At 74.5% G+C, this 23,214-nt stretch carries 17 protein-coding genes; 10 read left to right on the top strand and 7 right to left on the bottom strand.

What is annotated here, in order from left to right:
* Positions 1–895, bottom strand: an 895-nt coding sequence (locus tag ACWCP2_RS36270; RefSeq protein ID WP_450912796.1) for an NAD(P)-binding protein, incomplete at its 3' end; no start/stop codon positions are given.
* Between the two features lie 449 nt (positions 896–1,344).
* Positions 1,345–2,001, bottom strand: a complete 657-nt coding sequence (locus ACWCP2_RS36265) for a DUF6629 family protein (protein WP_450912795.1) — start codon at positions 1,999–2,001, stop codon at positions 1,345–1,347.
* A 137-nt stretch (positions 2,002–2,138) separates the two neighbouring features.
* Between ACWCP2_RS36265 and ACWCP2_RS36260 the strand changes: the two genes are divergently transcribed.
* Positions 2,139–4,193, top strand: coding sequence for a glycosyl hydrolase family 28-related protein (locus ACWCP2_RS36260; protein ID WP_450912794.1), 2,055 nt, complete (start codon positions 2,139–2,141; stop codon positions 4,191–4,193).
* Between the two features lie 27 nt (positions 4,194–4,220).
* On the opposite strand, the gene ACWCP2_RS36255 is transcribed toward ACWCP2_RS36260, so the two are convergent.
* The gene (locus ACWCP2_RS36255; RefSeq protein ID WP_450912793.1) at positions 4,221–5,705 is read right to left on the bottom strand and encodes an MFS transporter; all 1,485 of its coding nucleotides are present in this window, start codon (positions 5,703–5,705) and stop codon (positions 4,221–4,223) included.
* Between the two features lie 268 nt (positions 5,706–5,973).
* Between ACWCP2_RS36255 and ACWCP2_RS36250 the strand changes: the two genes are divergently transcribed.
* Positions 5,974–9,450 carry a S8 family serine peptidase gene (locus tag ACWCP2_RS36250; protein WP_450912792.1) on the top strand — a complete coding sequence of 1,159 codons (3,477 nt, stop codon included), beginning with the start codon at positions 5,974–5,976 and terminating at the stop codon, positions 9,448–9,450.
* A 134-nt stretch (positions 9,451–9,584) separates the two neighbouring features.
* Here the strand turns inward: ACWCP2_RS36250 and ACWCP2_RS36245 are convergent, their stop codons facing one another.
* Both ACWCP2_RS36245 and ACWCP2_RS36240 read right to left on the bottom strand, forming a co-directional pair.
* On the bottom strand, positions 9,585–10,316 hold the full coding sequence (locus tag ACWCP2_RS36245) for an ATP-grasp domain-containing protein (RefSeq protein ID WP_450912791.1): 732 nt from the start codon (positions 10,314–10,316) through the stop codon (positions 9,585–9,587).
* Positions 10,317–10,376: 60 nt separating this feature from the next.
* Positions 10,377–12,209 carry a serine/threonine-protein kinase gene (locus ACWCP2_RS36240; protein WP_450912790.1) on the bottom strand — a complete coding sequence of 611 codons (1,833 nt, stop codon included), beginning with the start codon at positions 12,207–12,209 and terminating at the stop codon, positions 10,377–10,379.
* 269 nt (positions 12,210–12,478) lie between these two features.
* Here ACWCP2_RS36240 and ACWCP2_RS36235 point away from each other — a divergent pair, with 269 nt between their 5' ends.
* From ACWCP2_RS36235 to ACWCP2_RS36205, 7 genes are all read left to right on the top strand, one after another.
* The gene (locus tag ACWCP2_RS36235) at positions 12,479–13,642 is read left to right on the top strand and encodes an agmatine deiminase family protein (RefSeq protein WP_450912789.1); all 1,164 of its coding nucleotides are present in this window, start codon (positions 12,479–12,481) and stop codon (positions 13,640–13,642) included.
* Positions 13,639–14,529: a DUF4436 family protein gene (locus ACWCP2_RS36230; RefSeq protein ID WP_450912788.1), complete on the top strand. Its 891-nt coding sequence runs from the start codon at positions 13,639–13,641 to the stop codon at positions 14,527–14,529. Before ACWCP2_RS36235 ends, ACWCP2_RS36230 begins: the two co-directional genes overlap by 4 nt.
* A gap of 888 nt (positions 14,530–15,417) precedes the next feature.
* Positions 15,418–16,794, top strand: coding sequence for a hypothetical protein (locus ACWCP2_RS36225; protein ID WP_450912787.1), 1,377 nt, complete (start codon positions 15,418–15,420; stop codon positions 16,792–16,794).
* A 40-nt stretch (positions 16,795–16,834) separates the two neighbouring features.
* The gene (locus tag ACWCP2_RS36220; RefSeq protein WP_450912786.1) at positions 16,835–17,359 is read left to right on the top strand and encodes a protein phosphatase; all 525 of its coding nucleotides are present in this window, start codon (positions 16,835–16,837) and stop codon (positions 17,357–17,359) included.
* A 245-nt stretch (positions 17,360–17,604) separates the two neighbouring features.
* Complete coding sequence (locus tag ACWCP2_RS36215) at positions 17,605–18,840, top strand: cytochrome P450 (protein WP_450912785.1); 1,236 nt, start codon at positions 17,605–17,607, stop codon at positions 18,838–18,840.
* Positions 18,841–18,965: 125 nt separating this feature from the next.
* Positions 18,966–20,153 carry a hypothetical protein gene (locus ACWCP2_RS36210; protein WP_450912784.1) on the top strand — a complete coding sequence of 396 codons (1,188 nt, stop codon included), beginning with the start codon at positions 18,966–18,968 and terminating at the stop codon, positions 20,151–20,153.
* The gene (locus ACWCP2_RS36205) at positions 20,150–20,443 is read left to right on the top strand and encodes a hypothetical protein (RefSeq protein WP_450912783.1); all 294 of its coding nucleotides are present in this window, start codon (positions 20,150–20,152) and stop codon (positions 20,441–20,443) included. Before ACWCP2_RS36210 ends, ACWCP2_RS36205 begins: the two co-directional genes overlap by 4 nt.
* Positions 20,444–20,495: 52 nt before the next feature.
* On the opposite strand, the gene ACWCP2_RS36200 is transcribed toward ACWCP2_RS36205, so the two are convergent.
* Positions 20,496–21,893 carry a GntT/GntP/DsdX family permease gene (locus tag ACWCP2_RS36200; RefSeq protein WP_450912782.1) on the bottom strand — a complete coding sequence of 466 codons (1,398 nt, stop codon included), beginning with the start codon at positions 21,891–21,893 and terminating at the stop codon, positions 20,496–20,498.
* Positions 21,894–22,063: 170 nt separating this feature from the next.
* Positions 22,064–22,579 carry a gluconokinase gene (locus ACWCP2_RS36195; protein ID WP_450912781.1) on the bottom strand — a complete coding sequence of 172 codons (516 nt, stop codon included), beginning with the start codon at positions 22,577–22,579 and terminating at the stop codon, positions 22,064–22,066.
* 151 nt (positions 22,580–22,730) lie between these two features.
* On the opposite strand from ACWCP2_RS36195, the gene ACWCP2_RS36190 reads away from it, so the two are divergent.
* Positions 22,731–23,214: FadR/GntR family transcriptional regulator (locus ACWCP2_RS36190; RefSeq protein ID WP_450912780.1), on the top strand; the 484-nt coding region annotated here is incomplete at its 3' end.

The raw sequence follows: 23,214 nt of genomic DNA, 5'->3' as shown, positions 1-23,214 counted from the left end.
TCACCTTGTGCAGGGGCGAGATGGTGACCTTGCCGGTGGCCTTGGCCTGGGCGATGTAGGTCTTCTGGAGGGACTTCTTGCCCGCGTTGTTGCCGTAGAGGATCTCACCGTCGACGGCGGACTTCGGGACGGTCCCGGCCGCCTCCTGCTTCATGTAGTCCCAGTCGTACACGTCCGGGACGAAGACGAAGGGGAACCCGGCGCGCTGGGCGTGCTTGCGGCCGACGCGGGCGAACTGGTAGCAGTCGACCGTGTCGAACCAGGCCGGGTCGATCAGACCGACACCGAGGCCCGCGTTGGCGCGCGGGTAGTAGGTGTTGTACATCTCGTCCGCGTTCACGGTCGGCAGGACGGCGCCGAAGTTCTCGCGCTTCGGGGTGACCGCCATGCCGCCGTTGACCAGGGAGCCGCCGCCCACGCCGCGGCCCTGGTAGACGATGATCCCGCCCATCTCCTCGGCATCCAGGATGCCGGTGTAGCGCGGCACGGCCGAGTCGATGGGGAAGCCCAGGAAGTTGCTCAGCGGCGCCTTGGTCTTGGTCCGGAGCCAGTAGGCGCGGTAGTCCGGCTTGGTCGTGTTGCAGAAGATCTTGCCGTCCGAGCCGGGGGTGTCCCAGGCCATGCCCATTTCGATCATGTGGACGTCGACCCCGGCCTGGGCGAGCCGCAGGGCGGCGACGGAACCGCCGTATCCGGTACCGATCACGAGGGCCGGTACGTGCGCTCCGTTGTCGATCGGGCCGGCGGCGGCCGCGCCGGACGTGGCGGCCTGGGCCATGGACGGGGCGATCTGACCGGAGAGGGCCATTGCACCCAGGATGGAACCCGTTCTACCGAGAAATCCTCGACGGGAAACGCCGTTCTGGTTCGTTTTGTGCAGGCCTTTGTCGCTCATGTGAGCTTCCTCACTCTAGGCGGAATGAGAACGAGTTCTACTGCCGAGTGCTTGCGAAGTCACTAGATACGTCACGGCGTATTTCCTCGGCGGCGCTCGCGGACGGCCTCGATTCCCGGTCCGCGGAGGGGCGCCGAAGGTCCCATCGGACGCTGGGAACGAGCACCCGCTGTGGCCCGGCGGTGATCCCGGAGTGACGGGAGGGCCCCGGTGGAAGATCTTGCGGGGGAGCCGTGACCGGTCGAATCCACCACGTCAGAAGTCGAACGCGTTACGGGACGTCGCACCACGGCGTGTCGCCGGCTCCCCCGGCGCACCCAGCCACTCGGCCGTGGCGGCGTCGCACGGGCTCCACGGCCGAAAAGCGACAAACCGCAAGGTGGGCGGGTGATCGGCGGCCGAATCTTTTTACCTTCGGCTGGCGCTCCTGTTCGGCGTCCGGGCCGGTGTTACAGGTGCGGCGCACCCCGGACGGCGTCCTCGCGTACAGAAGGGGAACGCGCGCGGCCGCCGGTCCAGACCAGGATCAGCGTCGAGGCGGCCGCCGCGAAGGCGCACCAGGTGGATGCGAACTCCAGCCTCCACAGCGCGGCGCAGACCAGGGCGCCGGCCGCCATCAGGAGGCCGAGCAGGCGCAGCCGGCGGTCCCCCGAGAGGAGCAGCGCGCCGAGCGTGGCGAACAGATAGCCCGCCAGGGTCAGCGGCATCCACGGAACGTTCACGCCGTACCCGAGGGTGTGGCCGCGGACTTCGGCGCTCACGGGGCGGGTCGCCAGGCAGTACGCGAGGTACGCGCCGGTGGCGACTCCGGCGGCGGCGGGTCCGAGCAGCCGGGGCCTGAGCTCGGGCGCAGCGGCGAGCAGCACCCCGAGCGGCACCCACACGGGCAGCAGCGGGAGGGCGATCACCGCCCAGGCCGTGGTGGCCGGACCGCAGCCGCCGCCGGATCGCCAGACGGCGGCTTCGATCAGCTGATGCGCGCCCAGGATCAGTGGGAGCGCGGCGACGGGCAGGTCCCGGGCGCGCCGGGTGCGGGCCAGGCAGGCGATCCCGACGGCGGTGATGACCGTACCCGCCGTCAGATCGGCCGTCGCGCTCCAGCACATGGGGCCCTCCCGATCCCACGGTAGGCCGAGGTCCGGGTGTCTGCCACACCACGGATCAATGGAAAAACTCGACAACAGAGAGAAGATTCCTGCACGACTCTTGCTGTGTTTGTGTGCAGGGTTCTACTGTCCCGGCCATGCCCCCAAGAAGAGCCGCACGCCGAGCCGCGAGCCGAGCCGCCGCCGGCGCAGCAAGCACCACAGCCGTCCCCGCCCGGGCCGCCGCCGTCCTGGCGGCGCTCACCGCGTCCGCCCTCGGCCTCGGCGCCCTGGGCGCGGGCGCGGCCCAGGCCCGGCCCGCGAGCCCGGACCCCGCGCCGCCCACGGCCGTCACCCGCGCCGCCCTCGATCCCGCACTGGCCGAGGGCCGCGGCGCCCGGGTGGACTTCGCCGAGCAGGAGGCGGAGAACGCCGCCACCTCCGGCACGCTCATCGGTCCCGACCGCACCGCGTACTCCCTGCCCGCCGAGGCCTCCGGCCGCAAGGCGGTCAAGCTCGCACCGGGCCAGTACGTGGAGTTCACCCTGCCCGCGGCGGCCGACGCCGTGACCGTCCGCTACAGCCTCCCCGACGCCCCGGCCGGCGGCGGCATCACCGCGCCCCTCGACGTCACCGTCAACGGCAAGAACCGCCGCTCGATGACGCTGACCTCGCAGTACTCCTGGCTCTACAACCAGTACCCCTTCAGCAACGACCCGCAGGCCGGCCTCCTGCACCCCGACTGGTGGATCACCGAGTGCGGCTGCGTCCCGGCGGCCACCACCCCGGCCCCGGTCATCGCCAAGCCGTTCCGGCCCACCCACATGTACGACGAGCAGCGGCTGCTCCTGGGCCGCACCTACCGGGCGGGCGACAAGATCCGCCTCACCGTCCCGGCCGGCAGCCCCGCCGCCTGGACGGTGATCGACCTGCTCGACTCCCAGCTGGCCGGCGCTCCGCAGGTGGAGGTCGCCGCGGCCAACGCGCTCCTCTTCGGCGCCGACCCGACGGGCCGGCGTGACTCCGCCGACGCCATCGACCGGGCCATCGCCTTCGCCAAGCGCCACCGGCTCCCGGTCTACCTGCCGCCGGGCACCTACCAGGTCAACCGCCACATCATCGTGGACGGGGTCACCGTCACCGGCGCCGGCAGCTGGTACACCACCGTCAAGGGCAAGGGCGTCGGCTTCTACGGCAAGGAGGCCGCGGACGGCGGCAGCCGGAACGTCCACCTGTCCCGCTTCGCCATCGAGGGCGACGTCCGCGAACGCGTGGACACCGACCAGGTCAACGGGGTCGGCGGGGCGATGAGCGACTCCACCGTCGACTCCCTCTACATCCACCACACCAAGGTCGGGCTCTGGTTCGACGGCCCGATGAGCAACGTGAAGGTCACCCGCAACGTCATCACCGACCAGATCGCCGACGGCCTGAACTTCCACACCGGAGTCACCGACTCCCTCGTCCAGGACAACTTCGTCCGCAACACGGGCGACGACGGCCTCGCGATGTGGGCGGAGAAGACCACGAACGCCCGCAACACCTTCGACCACAACACCGTGCAGAGCCCCACCCTGGCCAACGGCATCGCGATCTACGGCGGCGCCGACACCACCGTCAGCGCCAACCTCGTGGCCGACCCGGTCCGCGAGGGCAGCGCCCTGCACGTCGGCTCCCGCTTCGGAGCCGAACCCTTCACCGGCAGCCTGCGGATCGACGGCAACACCACCGTGCGCTCCGGCACGTACGAGCTGAACTGGAACATCGGGCTCGGCGCGATCTGGTTCTACGCCCTGGACCGCAGCATCGACCAGGCCGACATCCAGGTCACCGGCAACTCCTTCCTGGACAGCACCTACAACGCGGTCATGCTGGTCAGCGACTGGCCGGTGAAGGACAAGGTCCGCATCGAGAACGTCCACTTCAAGGACGTCCGGGTCGACGGCACCGGCACCTCCGTGGTCAGCGCCCGGGCGGCCGGCTCGGCGACCTTCGAGAACGTCGACGCCCGCAACGTGGGCGCCGTCGGCGTCAACAACTGCGGCTCCTTCAACTTCCCCGCCACCGGCTCGGAGTTCACCCTCGTCGACCGCGGCGGCAACGACGGCGGCGGTACGACGGGGCCCTGGCTGGCCGGCTGGGAACTCCCCAACACCATCACCTGCGACGACCGCCCGCCGGTCGTCGCCCCGCCGGCGCCCGGCCCCTGGTAGGGGTTCGTCCGGCGATCCCCGACGGGGTCACCGCTTCGCCGCTCCCGGGGGTTCGAGCGGCGGAGCGGTCACCGCGCAGTTGGTACGGCACTGCGGGTGACAGCCCCCGGGCGCGGGGGAGCGTACGGTCGCCCAGGCCAGGGCGGCCCCGGCCACCAGCACCCCCGCGCACCAGAACATCGCCCGCCCGAAGGCCGCGTCGAAGGCGCCGGCCGAGAGGTACGCCTCCGGCCCCATCCCGGCCAGCAGCGGCAGCGCGGCCACCGCGAGGAGCCCGGCGGCGCGGGCCGCCGCGTTGTTGATGCCGCTGGCCAGACCCGCTCGCCCGGGGTCCACCGAGGACAGGACGGTCGCCGTCAGCGGGGCCACCAGGGCCGCCATGCCCAGGCCCATCACGAGCAGCGCCGGCAGCACGTCCCGTACGTACGAGGCCTCGCGGCCCACCCGGAGCATCAGCAGCATCCCCGCCGCGCACAGCAGCGGTCCCGCGGTCAGCGGGATCCGCGGGCCGATCCGCTCACCGAGCTGCGCGGAGCGGGCCGACAGCAGCAGCATCAGGGCCGTGGTGGGCAGCAGGGCGGCCCCGGCGCCCAGGGCGGAGTAGCCGGACACCACCTGGAGCTGGAGCACGACGAGGAAGAAGAAGCCGCCGAAGGCCGCGTACACGCACAGGGTGACCAGGTTGACGGCGGTGAACTGGCGCGAGGAGAAGATGTCCGGCGGCACCATCGGATCGGCGCGGCGCCGCTCGACCACCACGAACGCCCCGGCCAGCAGCACGCCGCCCACGGCGGCGCCCGCCACGAGCGCGGTGCCCGACCGGGCCTCGATGAGCGCGTAGGTCAGCAGGGCGAGGGAGGCCGCGCCGAGGACCGCCCCGGCCACGTCGAACCGCCCGTGCGCCGCCGGATCCCGCGATTCCGGTACGTGCCGCAGCGCGACCGGGACGCAGAGCGCGGCCACCGGCACGTTCAGCAGGAACACCCAGCGCCAGCCGGGCCCGTCGACCAGCCAGCCGCCCAGGAACGGCCCCACGGCGGCGCCCACCCCGCCGAACCCCGACCACAGGCCCACCGCCCGGGCCCGGTCGTCGGGATGGACGGACCCCTGGATCAGCGCGAGGGAACCGGGCGTCAGCAGCGCCCCGCCGATGCCCTGCAGGGCGCGGGCGGCGATGAGCACCCCGGCGTTCGGCGCGATCCCGCACAGCAGCGAGCCGGCCGCGAACCACACCACCCCGAGCACGAAGATCCGGCGCCGCCCGAACCGGTCCCCGAGCGCCCCGCCGACCAGGATCAGGCCCGCGAGGGTCAGCAGGTAGGCGTTGACCGTCCACTGGAGCACCGCCAGGTCGGCGCCGAGGTCCCGGCCGATGGCGGGGAGGGCCACATTGACCACGGTCGAGTCGAGCAGCGCCATGGCGGACCCGAGCACGGTGGTCAGCACGATCCACCGGCCCTGTGCGGTACCGAGCCGTACCCCGGGCGAGGGCGGCGGGACGGGGGCGGTCATTCCCCCAGGCTGGACCGCCCGGCCCGGAACGGCCACCCGGCCGGCCCCGGTACGGCTCAATAGGCACCCTTGTACGGGTCATGACATCTCCCGCACCATGGCCCGCGCACGTCACGCACACCCTTTCCGCACGACCTGCACACGGCGTACGAGGAGACCACACGTGGCACGAAGCGACACCCGACGAGCCTCCGGCTCACGATTACGACCGCTGCGCACAGGGCTCGCCGCCCTCACCGCGGCCCTGCTGCTGCCCCTGGGCGCGGGAGTGGCCGCCGCCGCGCCCGACCCCGGGCCCACCCCGGGCGCGGCCGAGCGCAAGATCGAACCGAGCCTGCGCGCCCAGCTCGACGGTTCGGGGAAGGCCGTCTTCTGGGTCTACCTCGACAGCGCCGCCGACCTCACCTCCGCGGCCCGGCAGAAGACCCGCACGGCGAAAGCAGAAACGGTTCTGCGGCTGAAGAAGGACCACGCCGCGCGCAGCCAGACCGAGGTGATCAAAGCCCTCGACGGCGCGAAGGCCGAGTACACCTCGTACTGGATCGTGAACGCGGTCCGCGTCGTCGGCACCGAGAAGCTCGCCGGGGCGCTCGCCCAGCGGCCCGAGGTCGCCCGGATCGACGCCGACGACAAGGTCGACCTGCCCAAGCCCGGGGAGGGCAAGCGGGAGAAGGCCTCGGCCGACGCCGTCGAATGGAACATCGACCGGATCAAGGCGCCCCAGGTCTGGGACCAGCTCGGCGTGCGCGGCGAGGGCATCGTCGTCGCCAACATCGACAGCGGCGTCGACTACACGCACCCGGCCGTCGCCCACCAGTACCGCGGCAAGAACGCCGACGGCACCTACGACCACAATTACAGCTGGTTCGACCCGGCGGGCGTCTGCCCCACCGCGGCCCCCTGCGACAACAACGACCACGGCACCCACACCATGGGCACGATGGTCGGCGACGACGGCGGCGCCAACAAGATCGGCGTCGCCCCCGGCGCGAAGTGGATCGCCGCCAAGGGCTGCGAGACCACCTCCTGCTCCGAGTCCTCGCTGCTCGCCGCCGGCCAGTGGATCGTCGCGCCGACCGACCTGAACGGCCAGAACCCGCGCCCCGACCTGGCCCCCCACGTCGTCAACAACTCCTGGGGCGGCACGGGCGGCGACACCTGGTACCAGCAGATCGTCGACACCTGGATCGCGGCCGGCATCTTCCCGGCCTTCTCCAACGGCAACGCGGGCCCGGGCTGCACCACCAGCGGCTCGCCCGGCGACTACGCCAGCTCCTACAGCTCCGGCGCCTTCGACATCAACGGCGCGATCGCCTCGTTCTCCTCGCGCGGCGCGGGCCCCGGCGGAATCATCAAGCCGAACATCGCGGCCCCCGGCGTGAACGTGCGCTCCTCCGTCCCCGGCGGCTACGCCTCCTTCTCGGGCACCTCCATGGCCTCCCCGCACACCGCCGCGGCCGTCGCCCTGCTCTGGTCCGCCGCGCCCGCCCTCGAAGGTGACATCGCGCAGACCACGGCCCTGCTGGACGGCACCGCGCTGGACACCGACAGCAGCCAGTGCGGCGGCACCGCCGCCGACAACAACGTCTTCGGCGAGGGCAAGCTCGACGTCCTCGCCGCCGTCACCGCCGCCCCGCGCGGCGCGATCGGCGCCCTCGCCGGCACCGTGCGCTCCGGCGGACAGCCCGTCGCCGGCGTGAAGATCGTCGCCGACGGCCCGATCGACCGTACGACGACCACCGCGGCCGACGGCACCTACGCCTTCACCTCCCTGTCCGTGGGCGACTACGCGCTGACCGCCTCGAAGTTCGGCTACGGGCAGCAGGGCGCGACCGTGGCGGTGACCGAGAACGCCACCGCGACGGGCGACCTCGACCTCGTCCAGGCCGACTCCGGCAAGCTCACCGGCACCGTCTCCTCGGCCGCGGGCCCGGTCGCCGGCGCCGCCGTGAGCATCGCGGACACCCCCGTCACCGCGACCACCGACGCCCAGGGCCGCTTCGAGGTCACCCTGCCCCACGGCACGTACGACGTGAACGCCACCCACTCCTCGCGCTGCCTCACCGGCGGCACGGCCCGGGTCACCCTCACCGGCGACACCACCGTCGCGGTGACGCTCCCCGAACGCACCGACACCTACGGCTACGCCTGCGCCACCTCGAACACCGCCCCCTACCAGCCGGGCGACCGGCGCCTCGCGCTGACCGGCGACAACACCACCGAGCGCGTCGACCTGCCCTTCCCGCTCCCGCTCTACGGCAAGACCTATGGGCAGGCCTGGATCGGGACCAACGGCACCGTCAGCCTCGGCGGCAACAACACCGGTGACATCAACGGGGACATCCCGAGCACGGCCACGCCCAACGCGGCGCTGTACCCGTTCTGGGACGACCTGGTCGTCGGCGCCGACGGCAGCGGATCCGGAGTCTTCACGGCGGTCACCGGCACCGCGCCGCACCGCAGTTACGTCATCGAGTGGCGTGCCGTCTCGCACTGGTCGGCGCAGTCCGACACCTTCTCCTTCTCGGCGGCGATCGGCGAGGACGGCACCGTCCGCTACAGCTACAAGGGCACCGGCGGCACCGGCATCAAGGGCGGCTCCACCGCCACGGTCGGCGTCGAGAACGCGACCGGCACCGACGCCTACAAGTACTCCTTCAACACGCCCGTGATCACGGACGGCCTGTCCGTCTCCTTCCGCACCACCAAGAGCGGCGTGGTGGCCGGACGAGTGCTCGACGCGAACGACGGCAACGGGATCGCCGGAGCCACCGTCACCGTCGGCACGGGCCCCACCGCGGTCTCCGCCACCACGGCGGCCGACGGCGGCTACGTGGTCCAGAGCCCGTCGGGAGCGCGCGAACTCGCCCTGACCGCAGCCCAGTACGAGCCGGTCGCGGCCACCGTGGACGTCAAGGCGGCCGACGTCACCCAGGTGACCCGGTCCCTGCGCACCGGCAAGGTGACCCCGTCGAAGCCGGCGGTGGAGATCGTCCTGCCGCCCGGCCAGAAGCGGACGCGGACCCTCGACCTCACCAACCCCGGTCTCGGTACGGCCTTCACGGCGGCCGAGGAGGCGGCCTGGCTGACGGTGACCCCGGGCGCCGGGGACCTGCCCACGGGCGGGAAGGCCCCGCTCGCCCTGTCCGTGGACACCACGGGCCTGGCCCCGGGCACCGTCCTCACGGCCGATCTGAGGATCACCTCGGCCAGCGGCCGGACCCCGGTGCTCACCGTCCCCGTCAAGCTCGTCGTCCCGCGCTACCAGGTCGCCCTGGACGCCGGCGCCACGGGCGCGAGCACGGACTCGCTGGGCGACGGCTGGTCCCCGGACCGCAAGTACACGACCGGCTCGTACGGCTACCAGGGCAGCTCCTCGTCCGAGTCCACCAGCCGCACGATCGCGGGCACGCAGGACCAGAAGCTGTTCCGCAACGCCCGTGAGGGCATGTACGAATACCGCTTCGACTCCGTGCCCAACGGCACCTACACCGTGGAACTGGGCTTCGCGGAGCTCTCCTCCACAAAGCCGGACAAGCGCGTCTTCGACGTCCTGGCGGAGGGCGCACAGGTACTGCCCTCCCTGGACATCGCCCTGGAGGCGGGCACGTACACGGCCCTGACCCGCACCTACACGGTCACGGTCACGGACGGCACCCTGAACATCCGCTTCGTCACCCACAGCGGATTCGGCAAACCCCTGCTGAACTCCCTGCGCGTGACGGACCGTCCCGACAAGGTCTGACCGCGGCACCGGCGCAACGGGGCGGGGCTCCTCCGGGGGCCCCGCCCTTCGCCCTTCGCCGTCCGGCCGTCCGGCCGTCCGGCCGTCCGGCCGTCCGGCCGTCCGGCCGTCCGGTCCGCGGTCCGGCCCCGTGGTCAGCGCAGGAACACCCGGTCGCGGTCGGCGAAGGAGGCGAGCGGGGCCGCGGCGCGCAGCACCACGTCCAGGGCGCGCGCCGGGTCGCAGACGTACGTACCGCTGGCCCACGCGGCGTTGGCCTCGATCGCCGACCACCGGCCGCCGGCGAGGCCCACGTCGACGACGATCGCGGACGGAAGGGTCGCGAAGGGCAGTCCGGACGCGAAGGCGAGGGCGTCGGCCGAGGCCGGGCCCAGGCTGAGGCGGCCGTCCTCGGCATAGCGGCTCGCCGTGTGCACGGCCCCGTCGAGCAGGAACACCCGGTACTCCGCCGTGAACCGGACCACGTCGCTGACCAGCACCTCCGTCCCCGGATCCACCGCGTCGGGTCCCGGCAGGCGGGAACCGTCGGCGTAGACGAGGGCCGGGATCTCCTTGTCGTTGGGCGACTTGACGAAGACGGGCCTGCGCAGCCCGTACGCCTCGCGGATCGGCATCAGCCGGACCTCCCGCCCGGTGAACTCCCGGGGCAGCCGCGCCAGCCAGTCGCACGGTGCCTCCAGCAGACCGATGCCGAGCCCGGGGGTCACGGCATCGGCGAACCGCGGCCCGGCGTGCACATGCCGGGCCCGCAGCCCCTCGGGCACGGTGAAGCCGGCCAGTTGTGCGGTGGCCAGCCCGCGCGCGTGCGCCGCGTCCCGGATCCGGGCGGCGGACGCGGTGACACGGGGCGGGAGCAGCAGGGTCATGGGGCGATCCTGCCGAAGGCCGGGGCCGGCGTCATCCGGGTTTCGGCGCCGGACGGGGCGTCAGCCGCGGCGGTACTGGTCCACCAGGATCGTGACGGACTCGTCGTCCGGGGCCTCGACCAGTCTGACGATCGCGACCTCGCTCCGGTCCGGGCTCCGCACGCAGAACGGGCGGGCCTTCGCGAGGGCGGTGAGGGGCAGTCCGGCGGCCGGGCGGGTCTCGATGCCCCGGAGGCAGGCGGCCACCGTCAGCTCGCCGGTGCCGGACACGAAGGAGTCCGAGTCCTCGGAGGGGACCAGGGCCTGTCCGTCGCGCGCCAGGTACCAGGCGGCCGTCTCCGCGGGCGCCACCTTCCCGGCCTTCAGGTCGAATTCGTATCCGGAGTCGGGGGCGGTGAGCTCGGCCTTCGCGTAACCGGGCCGGTACGCGGCAGCCGGGTCGGGCGGGGCGGAGCCGGGCGGGGGTGTGGCGGACGCGGATCCGGACGGGGAGCCGGACGGGGAAGCGGACGCGGAGGCCGTGGCGCGGGGCGCGGGGCCGGGGGTTTCGCCCGCGGGGTCGTCCAGGTAGTACACCGCTCCGGCGGCGAGCAGGGTGCCGGCCACCACGAGGATCGGCAGCAGCGGAAGCCGCCGCCCCCGGGCGGGCCTGCCGTGGGCCGGACCCGGGCCGGGGCCGGGGACGGGGCCGGACATCGGAGCGTGGACCGGTGGGGCCGCGGATGCGGACGCGGGTGCGGGCACGGATGCGGACGCGGGTGCCAGGGCCTGTCCGTCGGGCCGGGCTCCGGAATCCGTACGCGGTCCGGGGAAGGCGGTCCCGGGGGAGTGCGGGGCGACACCCGCCGGACCCGGGTGCGCCGTGGCCGTCCTGGTGGCCTGGAACGGCGCCGGGGCGGGCCACGCGGCGTCGCCCCCGACCGAGCCCGCGTCCCCGACAGCGCCCGCGCCCGTGCCACCGGCCACGCCGCCACTACCGCCACCGACACCGCCGCCGAGCTCCTCCCGGACCGGCCGGGGCAGCCAGCCGTCGGTGAACTCCGGATGCCCGCACACCAGTGGGTGCGCCCGTACGGAGGCGATCACCTCGGCCGGCTGCGGACGGTCCCCGGGCTGCTTCGCGAGGCACCACGAGACGAGCCCGTACAGCTCGTGCGGCACCCCGGTGAGGTCGGGATGCTCGTGGACCACCCGGTAGAGGGCGCTGGACTCCGGCCCGTTCCCGAAGGGCGCGATCCCGCAGGCGACGTACGCGGCCAGCGTGCCGAGCGCGAAGACGTCGGTCGCGGGCGTCGCCGGATGGCCGAGCGCCTGCTCCGGCGCCATGAAGGCCGCCGTGCCGATCCGCAGCCCCGTCCCGGTGAGCGCGGCGGCGTCGGCCGCGCGGGCGATGCCGAAGTCGATCACCCGGGGTCCGTCCCCGGCGAGCAGCACGTTGGCCGGCTTGAGATCGCGGTGGACGACACCCGCCCCGTGGATGGCCTGGAGCGCCTCGGCTATGCCCGCGAGGAGCAGCAGGACGGTGCGCGCCGGCAGCGGCCCGTGCCGCCGTACGACCTCGTGGAGCGAGGGGCCGGACACGTACGCGGTGGCGAGCCACGGGGTGGGGTCCTCGACCCCGGAGTCGATCACCTGGGCCGTGAACAGGCCGTGGATCCGGCGGGCGCTGGCCACTTCCTGGGCGAACCGCCGGCGGAACTCGGGATCGGAGGCGAGTTCCCTGCGGACGGCCTTCAGCGCGATGGGGCGGCCGCCGGGCGTATGGGCCAGGTAGACCACGCCCATGCCGCCGGAACCGAGCCGGGCGTGCAGGCGGTAGCCGCCGATCTCCTGGGGATCGTCTGCGGACAGTGCCGTACGGGCCGGCTGTGCGCCGGTGTGCTGTTCGGACATGCGGTGGCTCTTTCAACGAGGCGAGGCGAGAGGAGACGCGCCGCGATGCGGCAGGGGCCTGCGCGCATCGTGCCATGAATTGACTGAATTTTCAGTCAGTGCCAGAGTGGGCGACACGTGCCGGTACCGCTCGTCCCGCGTCACGGCCCTTCGCGGACGGAGGGCGCACCCTTGACTCAGGGGCCCGGGACGGTCGGCCCGTGCCGTGCCTCCCGCGCCCGCCCTGGCCGGATGCAGACGTCCTGCCAGCCCTTGATCGGAGCCCTCCCGTGTCCCACCTGCCCCCCACGCGCCGGACCGCCCTCCGTACCTTCGCCGGGCTCGGTGCCCTCGCCTTCGGGGCCGCCGCCTGCAGCCCTTCGCAGAGCGCCCCGCGCTCCAACGCCGCCCCCGGTACCGCCCAGCCCTCCCCGGCCGGGGCCGCGCGCAGGTTCGGTGCCGAGTGGGAGAGCCACACCCGCACCTTCATGGCCTGGCCCGCCCTGGACGCGGTCTGGATGGAGGACCTGCGCTACGTCCGCGAGGACATCGCGCGGATCGCCCGGGCCGTCGGCGGATACGAGGAGGTCGTCATGATGGCCCGGCCCGAGCAGGTGGCCGCGGCGCAGAAGGCCTGCGGCTCCGACGTCGAGGTGATCCCGCTGGCCGTGGACGACCTGTGGGCCCGCGACACCGTCCCCGTCTTCGTCGAGGAGGGGAACAAGCTCGTCGGCGTCGACTTCAACTTCAGCGGCTGGGGCAACAAGCAGGAGCACAAGAACGACGCCCAGGTCGGGCGCCTGCTGCTCCAGAAGTACGGGATCCCCCGGCTCAAGGCCCCGCTGGTGGCCGAGGGCGGCTCCTTCGAGACCGACGGCGAGGGCACCCTGCTGGTCACCGAGAGCTCGATCGTCAACGACAACCGCAACCGCGGCAAGAGCCGCGACCAGATCGAGGCCGAGCTCAAGAAGACCCTGGGCGTGGAGAAGGTGGTCTGGCTGGCCGGCGTGCGCGGCGAGGACATCACCGACGCCCACGTGGACAGCCTCGTACGGTTCACCGCCCCCGGTGTCGTGCTGCTGGACCGCGCGCACCCGAACACCCCCAAGGACTCCTGGTCCCGCTCCGCCGACCAGGCCAAGGCGGTCCTGTCCAAGGCCACCGACGCCCGCGGCCGGAGGTTCGAGATCATCGACCTGCCCCAGCCCGATCTGGACCGGATCACGGGCGAGGGCGACGACTTCGTGTCGACCTACGCCAACTTCTACGTGGCCAACGACTCCGTCTTCATGCCGAAGTTCGGGGACCGCCAGGCGGATGACCGGGCCCGCGGCATCCTGCAGGAGCACTTCCCCAAGCGGGACGTCGTTCCCGTCGCCATCGACACGATCGCCTCGGGCGGCGGCGGCATCCACTGCTCGACCCACGACCAGCCCGGCAAGCCCGCCGCGTGAGCGCTGTGCGACGCCGTTCGTCCGGGCGGCGGCTGCCGCTGCTGCCCGGTCTGCTCCTGCTGGTCATCGTGGCGGCGGTCGGCGTGGGGTCCTGGCTGCAGTTCGGCGAGCGCCAGGCCCAGGACACCGTCCACACCGCGGGGCGGGCCGCCGCGGACCGGGTGGACGTCGAGGCGACGATCCAGCGCGTCGACGCGGCCGGGCGCGAGCTGCTGCTGCGGGTCCTGGTCACGCCCCGCGGGGCGCTGGCCGAGGCCGGCGGGATCGCACCCGCGGAGGACCTCACCCTCCAGACCTCGACGGCCACCCGCGGCGACCTCACCTTCAAGGCCCACCAGCGGATCTCCACCCTGGACGTGCCGGTGGCCATGACGGGCGGGTCCATCACGGACTACCCGTTCGACGCCTACGGGGCGGACGTGGAGTTCGCGGCCGTCATGGGCCACGAGAAGGTTCCGGTGCGGGTCCTGTTCTCCAACAACGACGTGCTCTTCGCGTCCACGGTGGAGGCCTCGACGGCGGCCGACGGCACCGCGGTCCTCGACATCGGGCTGGCCCGCTCCAACAGCGTGCTCGTGTTCGCGGTGTTCATGATGATCGCGATGTGGGCGCTCGCCGTGTCCGTCCTGATCGGCGGGTGGTACCTCGTCACCCGCCGCAAGGGACTCACCTGGCCCGCCCTCGGCTGGATGGCCGCCACCCTCTTCGCCCTGGCGGCCTTCCGCAACACCGCCCCGGGGACACCCCCGATCGGCTGCCTGCTCGACTACCTCGCCTTCCTCTGGGCGGAGATCCTCATCGCGTTCTGCCTGATCACGGTGGTGGTGACGGGCATCCGCGCGGAGCCTCCGGCGGACGGGGCGGACGGGGCCGGCGGCGCGGCCTGACCCGGGGCCCGGGTTGCCGGCCGGGCCGCCGGGGGTGCCCACGGGGGCCAGGGGCCCCGCCCGCCTCCCGGCTACGGTCCGGCGGGACCGGGCGGTGGCCAGGCCGCGGCGGCCCGGGCGGCCGGGGCCGGCGTACGGCCGGGGCTGGCGTACGGCCGGAAGTACGGGGCCCCGGCCCCGGTGGTGCCTAGGGGGCCAGGTGCCCCACGATGCTCCCGGCTTCGGTCCGGCGGCATTGGCCGGTCGCGGAGCGCGGCGGCCTGGGCGGCCGGGGCCGGTGTACGGCCGGGCGTATGGGGCCGGGCCCCGGTGGTGTCTAGGGGGGCCGAGGGCCTCACCCGGCTCCCGGCTTCGGTCCGGCGGCATTGGGCGGTCGCGGAGCGCGGCGGCCTGGGCAGCCGGGGTCGGTGTACGGCCGGGCGTATGGGGCCGGGCCCCGGTGGTGCATAGGGGGCCAGGGGCCCCACGCTGCTCCCGGCTTCGGTCCGGCGGGACCGGGCGGTCGCAGAGCGGGCTTCGGTCCGGCGGCGCTGGGTGGTCGCAGAGCGCGGCGGCCTGGGCCGGGGTGCGGGTCGCCGGGGCGGGCGTACGGCCGGGCGTACGGCCGGGCCCCCCGTGGCGCCTACGTGGGCCAGGAGTGCCACCCTGCTCCCGGCTCTGGTCCGGTGGGGCCGGTTGGTAGGGCCGTTGGGCCGGGCCCCGGCGGGTGCCTACGGGGGCCGGGGTCCCACCCCGCTCTTGGCTACCGCCCACCGGCACCGGGCGACAGCAGAGGGCCCGCGCCCCGGGATGCCGCGCGGCGGTCCGCGGGGGCATTCGGGTGGCCCGCCGCAGCCCGGCCGCGCGACGCGCGGGGCGGGTGCCGGGGCGCCCGTACCGTGGCTGACCATGACGCTCCAGAGCGACCAGACCGGGCAGGCCGAGCAGCGCGAGCCGGGCACGCAGCAGGCTCCGGCCGGCGGCGTCGACCGCATCGCGGCACTCCTACGCGCCGCGGACCCCGAGGCCGGCTGGGCCGTCGGTGGCGTGGACGGCCCGGACGCGGTGGTCGAGGCCGGGCCCGAACTCAGGGAGCGGGCGGGAGCCGGATTCGGATCCGGGGCTCCGGGGCGGGCGGGAGCCGGATTCGGATCCGGGGCTCCGGGGCGGGCCGGAGCCGAGCCCGGGGCTGGGGAGTGGGCCCGACTCGCATCCCGAGCCCGGGAGAGTGCCGGTGCTGAACCCGGTGTCCCGGAGTGGGCCGGGGCCGACTCGGGGGCCACGGTATGGCCCCGAGGCAACTCCGGGGCCACGGGGGCGGGAGCCAACGCAAGCGTCCGGGAGCGGGCCGGAGCTGAGGCCGGGGTCCGGGAGGGTGCGGGAGCTGAACCCGGTGTCCCGGAGTGGGCCCGGGCCGACTCGGGGGCCACGGTATGGCCCGGAGTCAACTCCGGAGCCACGGGGGCCGAAGCCAATGCAGGCGTCCGGGAGCGGGCCGGAGCTGAGGCCGGTGTCCCGGAGTGGGCCGGAGCCGACTCGGCGGCCACGGTATGGGCCGGAGCCAACGCAGGGGTCCGGGAGCGGGCCGGAGCCGAGGCCGGCGTCCGGGAGCGGGCTGGAGTCGAGGCCCGGGTCCGGGAGCGGGGTGGGGGTGTGTCCGGTGCCCCGCGGCAGGTCGGAGTCGGGTCTCGGGGCGGGGAGCGTGGCATCGCCTCCGACGCCGGGGGGCTGGTGGGCGTGCTGGCGGTTTGGCCCGTCGTCGGGATGCTCGTGGACGCGGGGGAGCTGGCCCTGCACACCCCGCTCACCGCCTACGGCGCGGGCGAGGGCCTGCCCGCCGGAACCACCGCGCATCAGCTGCTCACCCACGGGTCCGGGGCGTCGCCCGCGCTCGTCGGGCTCGTCGAGCGGCTGTGCGGCAGCCCCCTCGCGGGGTTCGCCGCCGAGCGGATCTGGGGGCCGCTCGGCATGACCCGTACGGGCTTCGCCGCCGACGGCACCCTGTGCGCGTCCGCCGCCGACCTCGGGCGGTTCCTGAGCCACCTCCTCGCCCCGGCGGGCGGCCCCGTCAGCCCGGCCTGGACGGCGCAGTCGCTGCGCATCCGCACCGGCGAACTCCTGCCCGCCCGGGGCCTCCTCTGGCAGCCGTCCGCCCACGGATCCTGGTCCCACGGCGAAGGCCCGGCCCTGTGGATCTCCCCGCGCGGACGGCGCTGGGCGGCCCTCCTGCCGACCACCCCGTCGGCCCCGCTCCGCACCGCCTTCCGCGACGCCGTCTTCGCCTGAACCCCGCCCCACCGCAACGCCGTTGTGTCCTCGGAGTCCGATGAAGAAGACCCGGGAGAAGGACCGTGACGGCCCCGGTCCGCGGAGTCCCTGGGACGAGATCACCCCGGGCCTGTGGACGGGCGGCCACTACTGGACCGACCCGGCCGGGGAGCCGCGCCCGGTCGTCGGCGGAGCCGAGTTCGACCTCGTCATCAGCCTCGTCACCCGCCCGGGCCACGGCCCGGGCCCCCGCGTGGAACACCTCGTCGGCGAGCTGCCCGACGCCCCGCTCACGGGCGCGCACCTGCACACCGCCCTGCGGCTCGCCGCGCCGGCCCGCGCCGCGCTCGACTCCGGACGGCGGATCCTGGTCCGCTGCCATCGCGGCTCCCACCGCTCCGGGCTGGTCGTCGCCCAGTGCCTCGTCGACGGCGGCCCCGCACCGGCGGCCGCCATCGACCTCGTCCGCCTCGGATGCTCCCCCCGGGCCCTGAGCAACGAGGCCTTCACGGCATACCTCGCCGCCGGTCCGGACATCTCCGCGCTGCTCGTCGACCTCGATCCGGCCTCCGGCGCCGCCTGACCGGGTCCACGATTGACGCTTCACGGTTCCGGACCGGGAGGGCCGGTCCCGGCCGCAGGCCGCCCGTACCTCCCCCGTGGCCCTCGGGGCGCGGACCCGGGACGGTCGACGTACGGTGAGCGCGAGATCACCGACCGTCGATGCGAGGCTGCGCGGAGGTACAGGATGCGTACGGCCCACGAGACCGCCCGCGAGACCGCCCGCGATGCGCGCACGCCACCGGCCCCGGCCGCGGAGGTCCCCGTATGACGGCGCGGGCGGGGCGCGGCGAGAGCGCCCGGTTCGCCGCCGCCCACACCCTGCCCGCCCTGGTACGGGACTTCGTCGGCGCCCGGCCCCGTGCGGCGCGCGGGCACGTGGGGCCGGGCCGGCCCCGCTGGTCCGCCGCCACCCTGCGGGCCCTGCGGGACCGGCACGGCGGGGCGCCCGTGCTCGTACGGGGGCTGACGGGCACCGTCCTGCTCATCCTCGATCCGCAGGACATCGGGCAGTTCTACGCCGAACCGGTCGGCCCCACCGGCCGGCCGGGCGCCGGCGCGGACGGCTGCGCCCATGCAGGGCTCGGCGCCGGGCGGCGGGCGGTCGACGACTCCGTGCTCGCCGCGGGGCTGACCGTGCACCCCTCGTGCGGGGCGTTCCTCTCGGTCCTCACCGACGAGGCCCGGCGCCTGACGGCGGGCGGCTCCCTCGAACTCGCCCGCGTCCGGTATTCCGTGGCCCGCGCGGCCCGGCGCATCGTCCTCGGCGACGCCGCGGCCGAGGACGCGGAACTCGGCCGCCGCCTCGGCCGTTTCCCCGACAGGGCCGGCGCGCGGATCGCCGCGTACGCCGACCTCGCGGAGCCGCACACCCTCATCGGGCGGGCCCGCCGCCACGCGCACTCCTCCGGCGTGACGGACCCGGCCGGCCAGGTCCGCCAGTGGCTGGCCGCCTTCGACCTCGTGCCCGGCATCGTGCTGCGCACCCTGCTGCTGCTCGGCGCGCACCCGGCCGAACAGGACGCCGTCGCCGCCGAGGCCAGGGCCGCCGGCTGGGCGCAGGGCAGTGCCCAGGGCGCGCTGCCCCGGCTGCGGGCCTGCGTCCGGGAATCGCTGCGGCTCTATCCGGCCGTGCCCGACCTGATACGGATCACCCGGGCCGAGACCGAGTGGCGGGGCGTGCGCCACCCCGCCGGGACCTGTGTGGTGCTGCCGGTGCTGTTCCACCAGCGCGACCCCGAACACGTGCCCGCCGCGCACGTCTTCGTACCGGGCAGATGGGCCGACCGCGCAGCGGACCGGGACGTGCGGATGGCCCCGTTCAGTCATGCCGGCGGACGCTGCCCCGGCGAACAACTGGGGCTGCTGGTCACCGCGGCGCTCTGCGCGGAGGTGCTGCGCGGACACCGGGTCTGGCCCGTCCGGCCCGTGCTCGACCCCCTCGGCCCGCTCCCCGCGACCCTGGACCCGCAGGGCATCCGCCTGCGCCTGACCCGCCGCTGAGCCCACCGCCGCCCCGGCCACCGACTCGGCCCGTACCCCGGCGCCGCCACGGCATCCGGCCGCCGCGACCCGCCCCGTCCTGCCCGACCTTCCCCCCCCCCGACACCCGACCCGACGAGGAATCCATGTCCGACGCCGCGACCCCCGGGACCTCCGCGACCTCAGCGCCCACCGACCCGGACGCCGATCAACTGGACGCCCTGTGCCGGGAACTGGCCGAGGCGGCCGACGCCGTCGGCGAAGCCGCCCGCTACGCCTCCCGGCTGGCCCTCGGTTCCCGGCTGCCGGTCACCGCGCTGGGCTTCGGCAGCCGCCGCCGCGCGGGCTGGCGCACCCTGCTGCGCGCCCTCGCCGACCCGGGCGGACTGGGCTGGGCCGCCCGCGGCCGGGGCGTGGCGCGGGCCGGGTGGCTCGCCGGGGTGGTCACCGGCCGGGAGAGCCTGGCCGTGAGCCTCGCGGTGTGCGGCCTCAGGGGCCGGATCCGGGCCGAGAGCGCCCGTAACCCGGCGCGGTGGGCGGACCCGGCCGCCGCCGCCGTGTTCCTCGCGGTGGAGGAGGGCCGGCAGGCGGACGCCGTCCGGGCGTTCCGCGAGCTCGTGCGCCGGCGCGGCGAAGGACCCGCCTTCGCGCTCCTGAACCCCTCCTTCGCCGACATCCTGGCCTGGCACGCGCTGACCGACGACAACCCGTTCAACGACCACGCCGGCTGGCAGGTCGCCACCGGCAGGGCCGTGGCCGCCGAGCCGTTCCTCGGGATCGCCGCCGCCCTGCGGGCCTTCTTCGACGGGGGCCCGGCCTGTTCCGATCCGGGGAGCCGCCTCCTGGCCGAGCTGGACACCACCGGCACCCCGGCCGGGTACCGGGGCAATGCCGACCGGATCGGCGGATCCCCGGGCGCGGTCCTGCTCCAGCAGGTCACGGGCCCGGACGGGGCCGAGCGGTGGGTGCTCCAACTGGCGGGACCGCCAACTGAGCCGGGCCGCGCTGAGCCGGGCCCCTCTGAGCCGGGCCGCGCGGATGCCCCGTACGAGGAGCCGGCCGCGCACGTCCGGGAGGTGGCCGCGACCGTACGCCGCCTCGTGCCCTCCGGGACCCAACTGGCCCTGCTCGGCCACGGCCCGGGTGCCCGGACGGCCGGACGGCTGGCAGCGAGCCGGGAGTTCACCACCGTCTACCGGGTCACCTGGGTGGGCTCCGGCCCCGAGTCGGGTCCGGCTGCGGCCCTCGCCGCCTTCGGGGGCCGGGTCACCGGAAGCCATCTCGTACGGCTGCCCGGCCACCCCGACGTCCACGTTCCGGGGAGCTTCCGGTGACGGACACCACCGGGCCCGCGCCCCGGGCCGAGACGTGTCCGGCCCCGGCGGCCCCGGCCGAGGGCCTGCGCGCCCACTCGGCCGCGCTGCGCTCGCACGCCGAGCGGCTGCGCCGCGCCGCCGGAGACCTGGACTGGCAGGGCCCGGGAGGCGACGCCTTCCGCGCCGAGGTGGAGTCCCTGGCGGCCCGCTGCGCCGCCGCGGCGGGCGGCTTCGACCTGGCGGCGGCCCAACTGGCCCGCCCCGGGCCCCGGGAGGGGACGCGGGGCGGGCGCCGGCGGACCGGCTGATCCGGCGGGAGGCCACGGGCGGCCTCGGCAGGTCAGGGGAGGTCAGAGGAGGTCAGAGGACCAGCGACAGCAGCAGGACGAAGCCGAGGCCGACCACCGAGATGATGGTCTCCATCACCGACCAGGTCTTGAGGGTCTGGCCGACCGTCATGCCGAAGTACTCCTTCACCAGCCAGAACCCGGCGTCGTTGACGTGGCTGAAGAACAGGGAGCCCGCTCCGATGGCGAGGACCAGCAGGGCGGTCTCCGTGGACGGCATGCCCGCCGCGAGCGGGGCCACCAGCCCGGACGCGGAGATGGTGGCGACCGTGGCCGAGCCGGTCGCCAGGCGGATGGCCACCGCGATGAGCCAGGCCAGCAGGAGGGTCGGTATCGCCCAGTTCTCGGACAGATCCATGATCATCCGGCCGACGCCCACATCGATCAGCGTCGCCTTGAAACCGCCGCCCGCGCCCACGATCAGCAGGATGCCCGCGATCGGGGCCAGCGACTTCTCCACGGTCACGGACAGCCGCGCCTTCGTGAAGCCGGCCGCCCGGCCGAGGGTGAACATGCCCACGAGCACCGCCGCGAGGAGCGCGATCAGGGGGGAGCCCGCCACGTCGGTGACCCGCTGGACGCCGTTGTCCGGGTCGTTGACCACGATGTCGACCAGGGCCTTCATCAGCATCAGGACCACCGGCAGCAGCACGGTGCAGACCGTCGCCCCGAAGCGCGGGCGGTGCTCGAGCTCGGCCGAGGGACGCTCCGGGACCATGTGCGCGGGCGCCGGGATGTCCACCCAGCGGGCCGCGTACCGGGAGAACACCGGACCCGCGATGACGACGGTCGGGACGGCGACGAGCACGCCGAGCGCGAGGGTGAGGCCCAGGTTGGCGTGGAGCGCGTCGATGGCGACCAGCGGGCCGGGGTGCGGCGGGATCAGCCCGTGCATCACGGACAGGCCGGCCAGCGCGGGGATGCCGATCCGCATGAGCGAGTAGTTGCCCCGCTTGGCCACCAGCAGGACCACCGGGATCAGCAGCACGATGCCGACCTCGAAGAAGAGCGGGAGCCCGATCACCGAGGCGATCAGCACCATCGCCCAGGGCATGGCCCGGCCCTTGGCGCGCGCCAGGATGGTGTCCACGATCTCGTCCGCGCCGCCCGAATCGGCGAGCAGCTTCCCGAGGATGGCGCCGAGCGCGATGAGTACGCCGACCCCCGCGACGGTGGCGCCGAGCCCGGCGGTGAAGCTGGAGACGGTCTTGGCCGGCGGGGCGCCGGCGAACACTCCGAGGGCGAGCGAGCCGACCGTCAGCGCCAGGAAGGCGTGCAGCTTGAGGCGGGTGATGAGCAGGACGATCACGGCGATGCCCGCGAGGACGGCTATCCCCAGCTGGGCGTTGCCGGCCGAGGTGATCGGCTCGGCGGCGGCCGCTGCCAGAGTCTCGGCGCTGAGACTGGTCACGGTGACGGTTCCTTCGTTCTCGTTCCGGGCAGGACGGGGCGGGACGGGGCGGAGCGGGGCGGAGCGGGGCAGGGCGAAGCCGGGCCGGGCAGGCCGGGGCGAGGCGCGTCGGGGCCGGGCGCGGTGAGGTCAGGCGTCGCGGCGGGGTCCGGCGCTGCCGGGCCGACCGGCTACGCGACCGGCGCCGGGAGGCGGCGCAGGGCGGCCAGCGCCCGTGCGGTGATCTCCTCCGGAGTCCCGGACACGTCGACGAGGACGCCGAGTTCGTCCGGCTGGAGCGGCTCCAGCGTGGCGAACTGCGAATCCAGCAGCGTGGTGGGCATGAAGTGCCCCTTGCGCGCGGCCATCCGCTCCTCGATCAGCGGCCGGTCGCCCGTGAGGTGGACGAAGACGGTGTCCGGTGCGACGGCCCGGAGCCGGTCCCGGTAGGCCCGCTTGAGGGAGGAGGCGGAGACGACCCCGCCGCCGATGCCGGCCCGGTTGCGCATCCACTCGCCGATCGCGTCGAGCCAGGGCCGGCGGTCCGCGTCGTCCAGGGGGGTGCCGGCGGCCATCTTGGCGACGTTGGCCGCCGGGTGGAAGGCGTCACCCTCCGCATAGGGGAGGGCGAGTGCGCCGGCGAGCAGCCGGCCGACGGTCGTCTTTCCCGTTCCGGCCACGCCCATCACCACAATGACGCGCGTCATCGGGCACCTCGTTTTCGTCGTCCATGTCCTCGTTGACATCGGCCCGTGGGACCTGGGCACCACTGAAGCTCATTACGTAGTACTTATTCAAGGGGTGCTCGGTAAAACATCACATCTTTTGTCCATCTGAGGGTCACCGTACGCTTACGCCATGACCACTGAAGGGCCGGGCGGACCGGGCGGACCGGGCGAGCCCGGCGGCCCAGGGCTCCACTCCCATGTGCTGGACACCATCGGCCTGGCGATCACGGCCGGGGAACACCCACCCGGCAGCGTGCTGCGCACCGACGAGATCGCGGAGCGCTTCGGTGCCTCGCGGACCGTGGTCCGCGAAGTGGTCCGCGTACTGGAATCGATGCAACTGGTCGAGTCCCGCCGCCGGGTCGGCGTCACGGTCCGCCCCACCGAGGAGTGGAACGTCTACGATCCGCGCGTCATCCGCTGGCGCCTCGCCGGCGCCGACCGCCCACGGCAGTTGCGCTCCCTCACCGTGCTGCGCTCGGCCGTCGAACCGGTCGCCGCCGGACTCGCGGCGCTGCGGGCCACCCCGGAGCAGTGCGCCGAGCTCACCGAGGCGGCCCTGGGCATGGTCCGCACCTCACGCGGCCATCAGCTCGAGGGGTACCTCCACCACG

Source organism: Streptomyces sp. NPDC002104 (assembly GCF_053593795.1).
The sequence above is the reverse complement of the archived record's forward strand: the minus strand, read 5'-3'. Positions and strand labels throughout refer to the sequence as shown.

Excerpts from the sequence above, each read along its gene's own strand:
- ACWCP2_RS36220 (WP_450912786.1), top strand. The coding sequence starts at position 16,835 with ATGAAGAAGACCCGGGAGAAGGACCGTGACGGCCCCGGTCCGCGGAGT.
- ACWCP2_RS36255 (WP_450912793.1), bottom strand. The coding sequence starts at position 5,705 with ATGACCGCCCCCGTCCCGCCGCCCTCGCCCGGGGTACGGCTCGGTACC.
- ACWCP2_RS36215 (WP_450912785.1), top strand. The coding sequence starts at position 17,605 with ATGACGGCGCGGGCGGGGCGCGGCGAGAGCGCCCGGTTCGCCGCCGCC.
- ACWCP2_RS36265 (WP_450912795.1), bottom strand. The coding sequence starts at position 2,001 with ATGTGCTGGAGCGCGACGGCCGATCTGACGGCGGGTACGGTCATCACC.
- ACWCP2_RS36210 (WP_450912784.1), top strand. The coding sequence starts at position 18,966 with ATGTCCGACGCCGCGACCCCCGGGACCTCCGCGACCTCAGCGCCCACC.
- ACWCP2_RS36225 (WP_450912787.1), top strand. The coding sequence starts at position 15,418 with ATGACGCTCCAGAGCGACCAGACCGGGCAGGCCGAGCAGCGCGAGCCG.
- ACWCP2_RS36240 (WP_450912790.1), bottom strand. The coding sequence starts at position 12,209 with ATGTCCGAACAGCACACCGGCGCACAGCCGGCCCGTACGGCACTGTCC.
- ACWCP2_RS36195 (WP_450912781.1), bottom strand. The coding sequence starts at position 22,579 with ATGACGCGCGTCATTGTGGTGATGGGCGTGGCCGGAACGGGAAAGACG.
- ACWCP2_RS36245 (WP_450912791.1), bottom strand. The coding sequence starts at position 10,316 with ATGACCCTGCTGCTCCCGCCCCGTGTCACCGCGTCCGCCGCCCGGATC.
- ACWCP2_RS36260 (WP_450912794.1), top strand. The coding sequence starts at position 2,139 with ATGCCCCCAAGAAGAGCCGCACGCCGAGCCGCGAGCCGAGCCGCCGCC.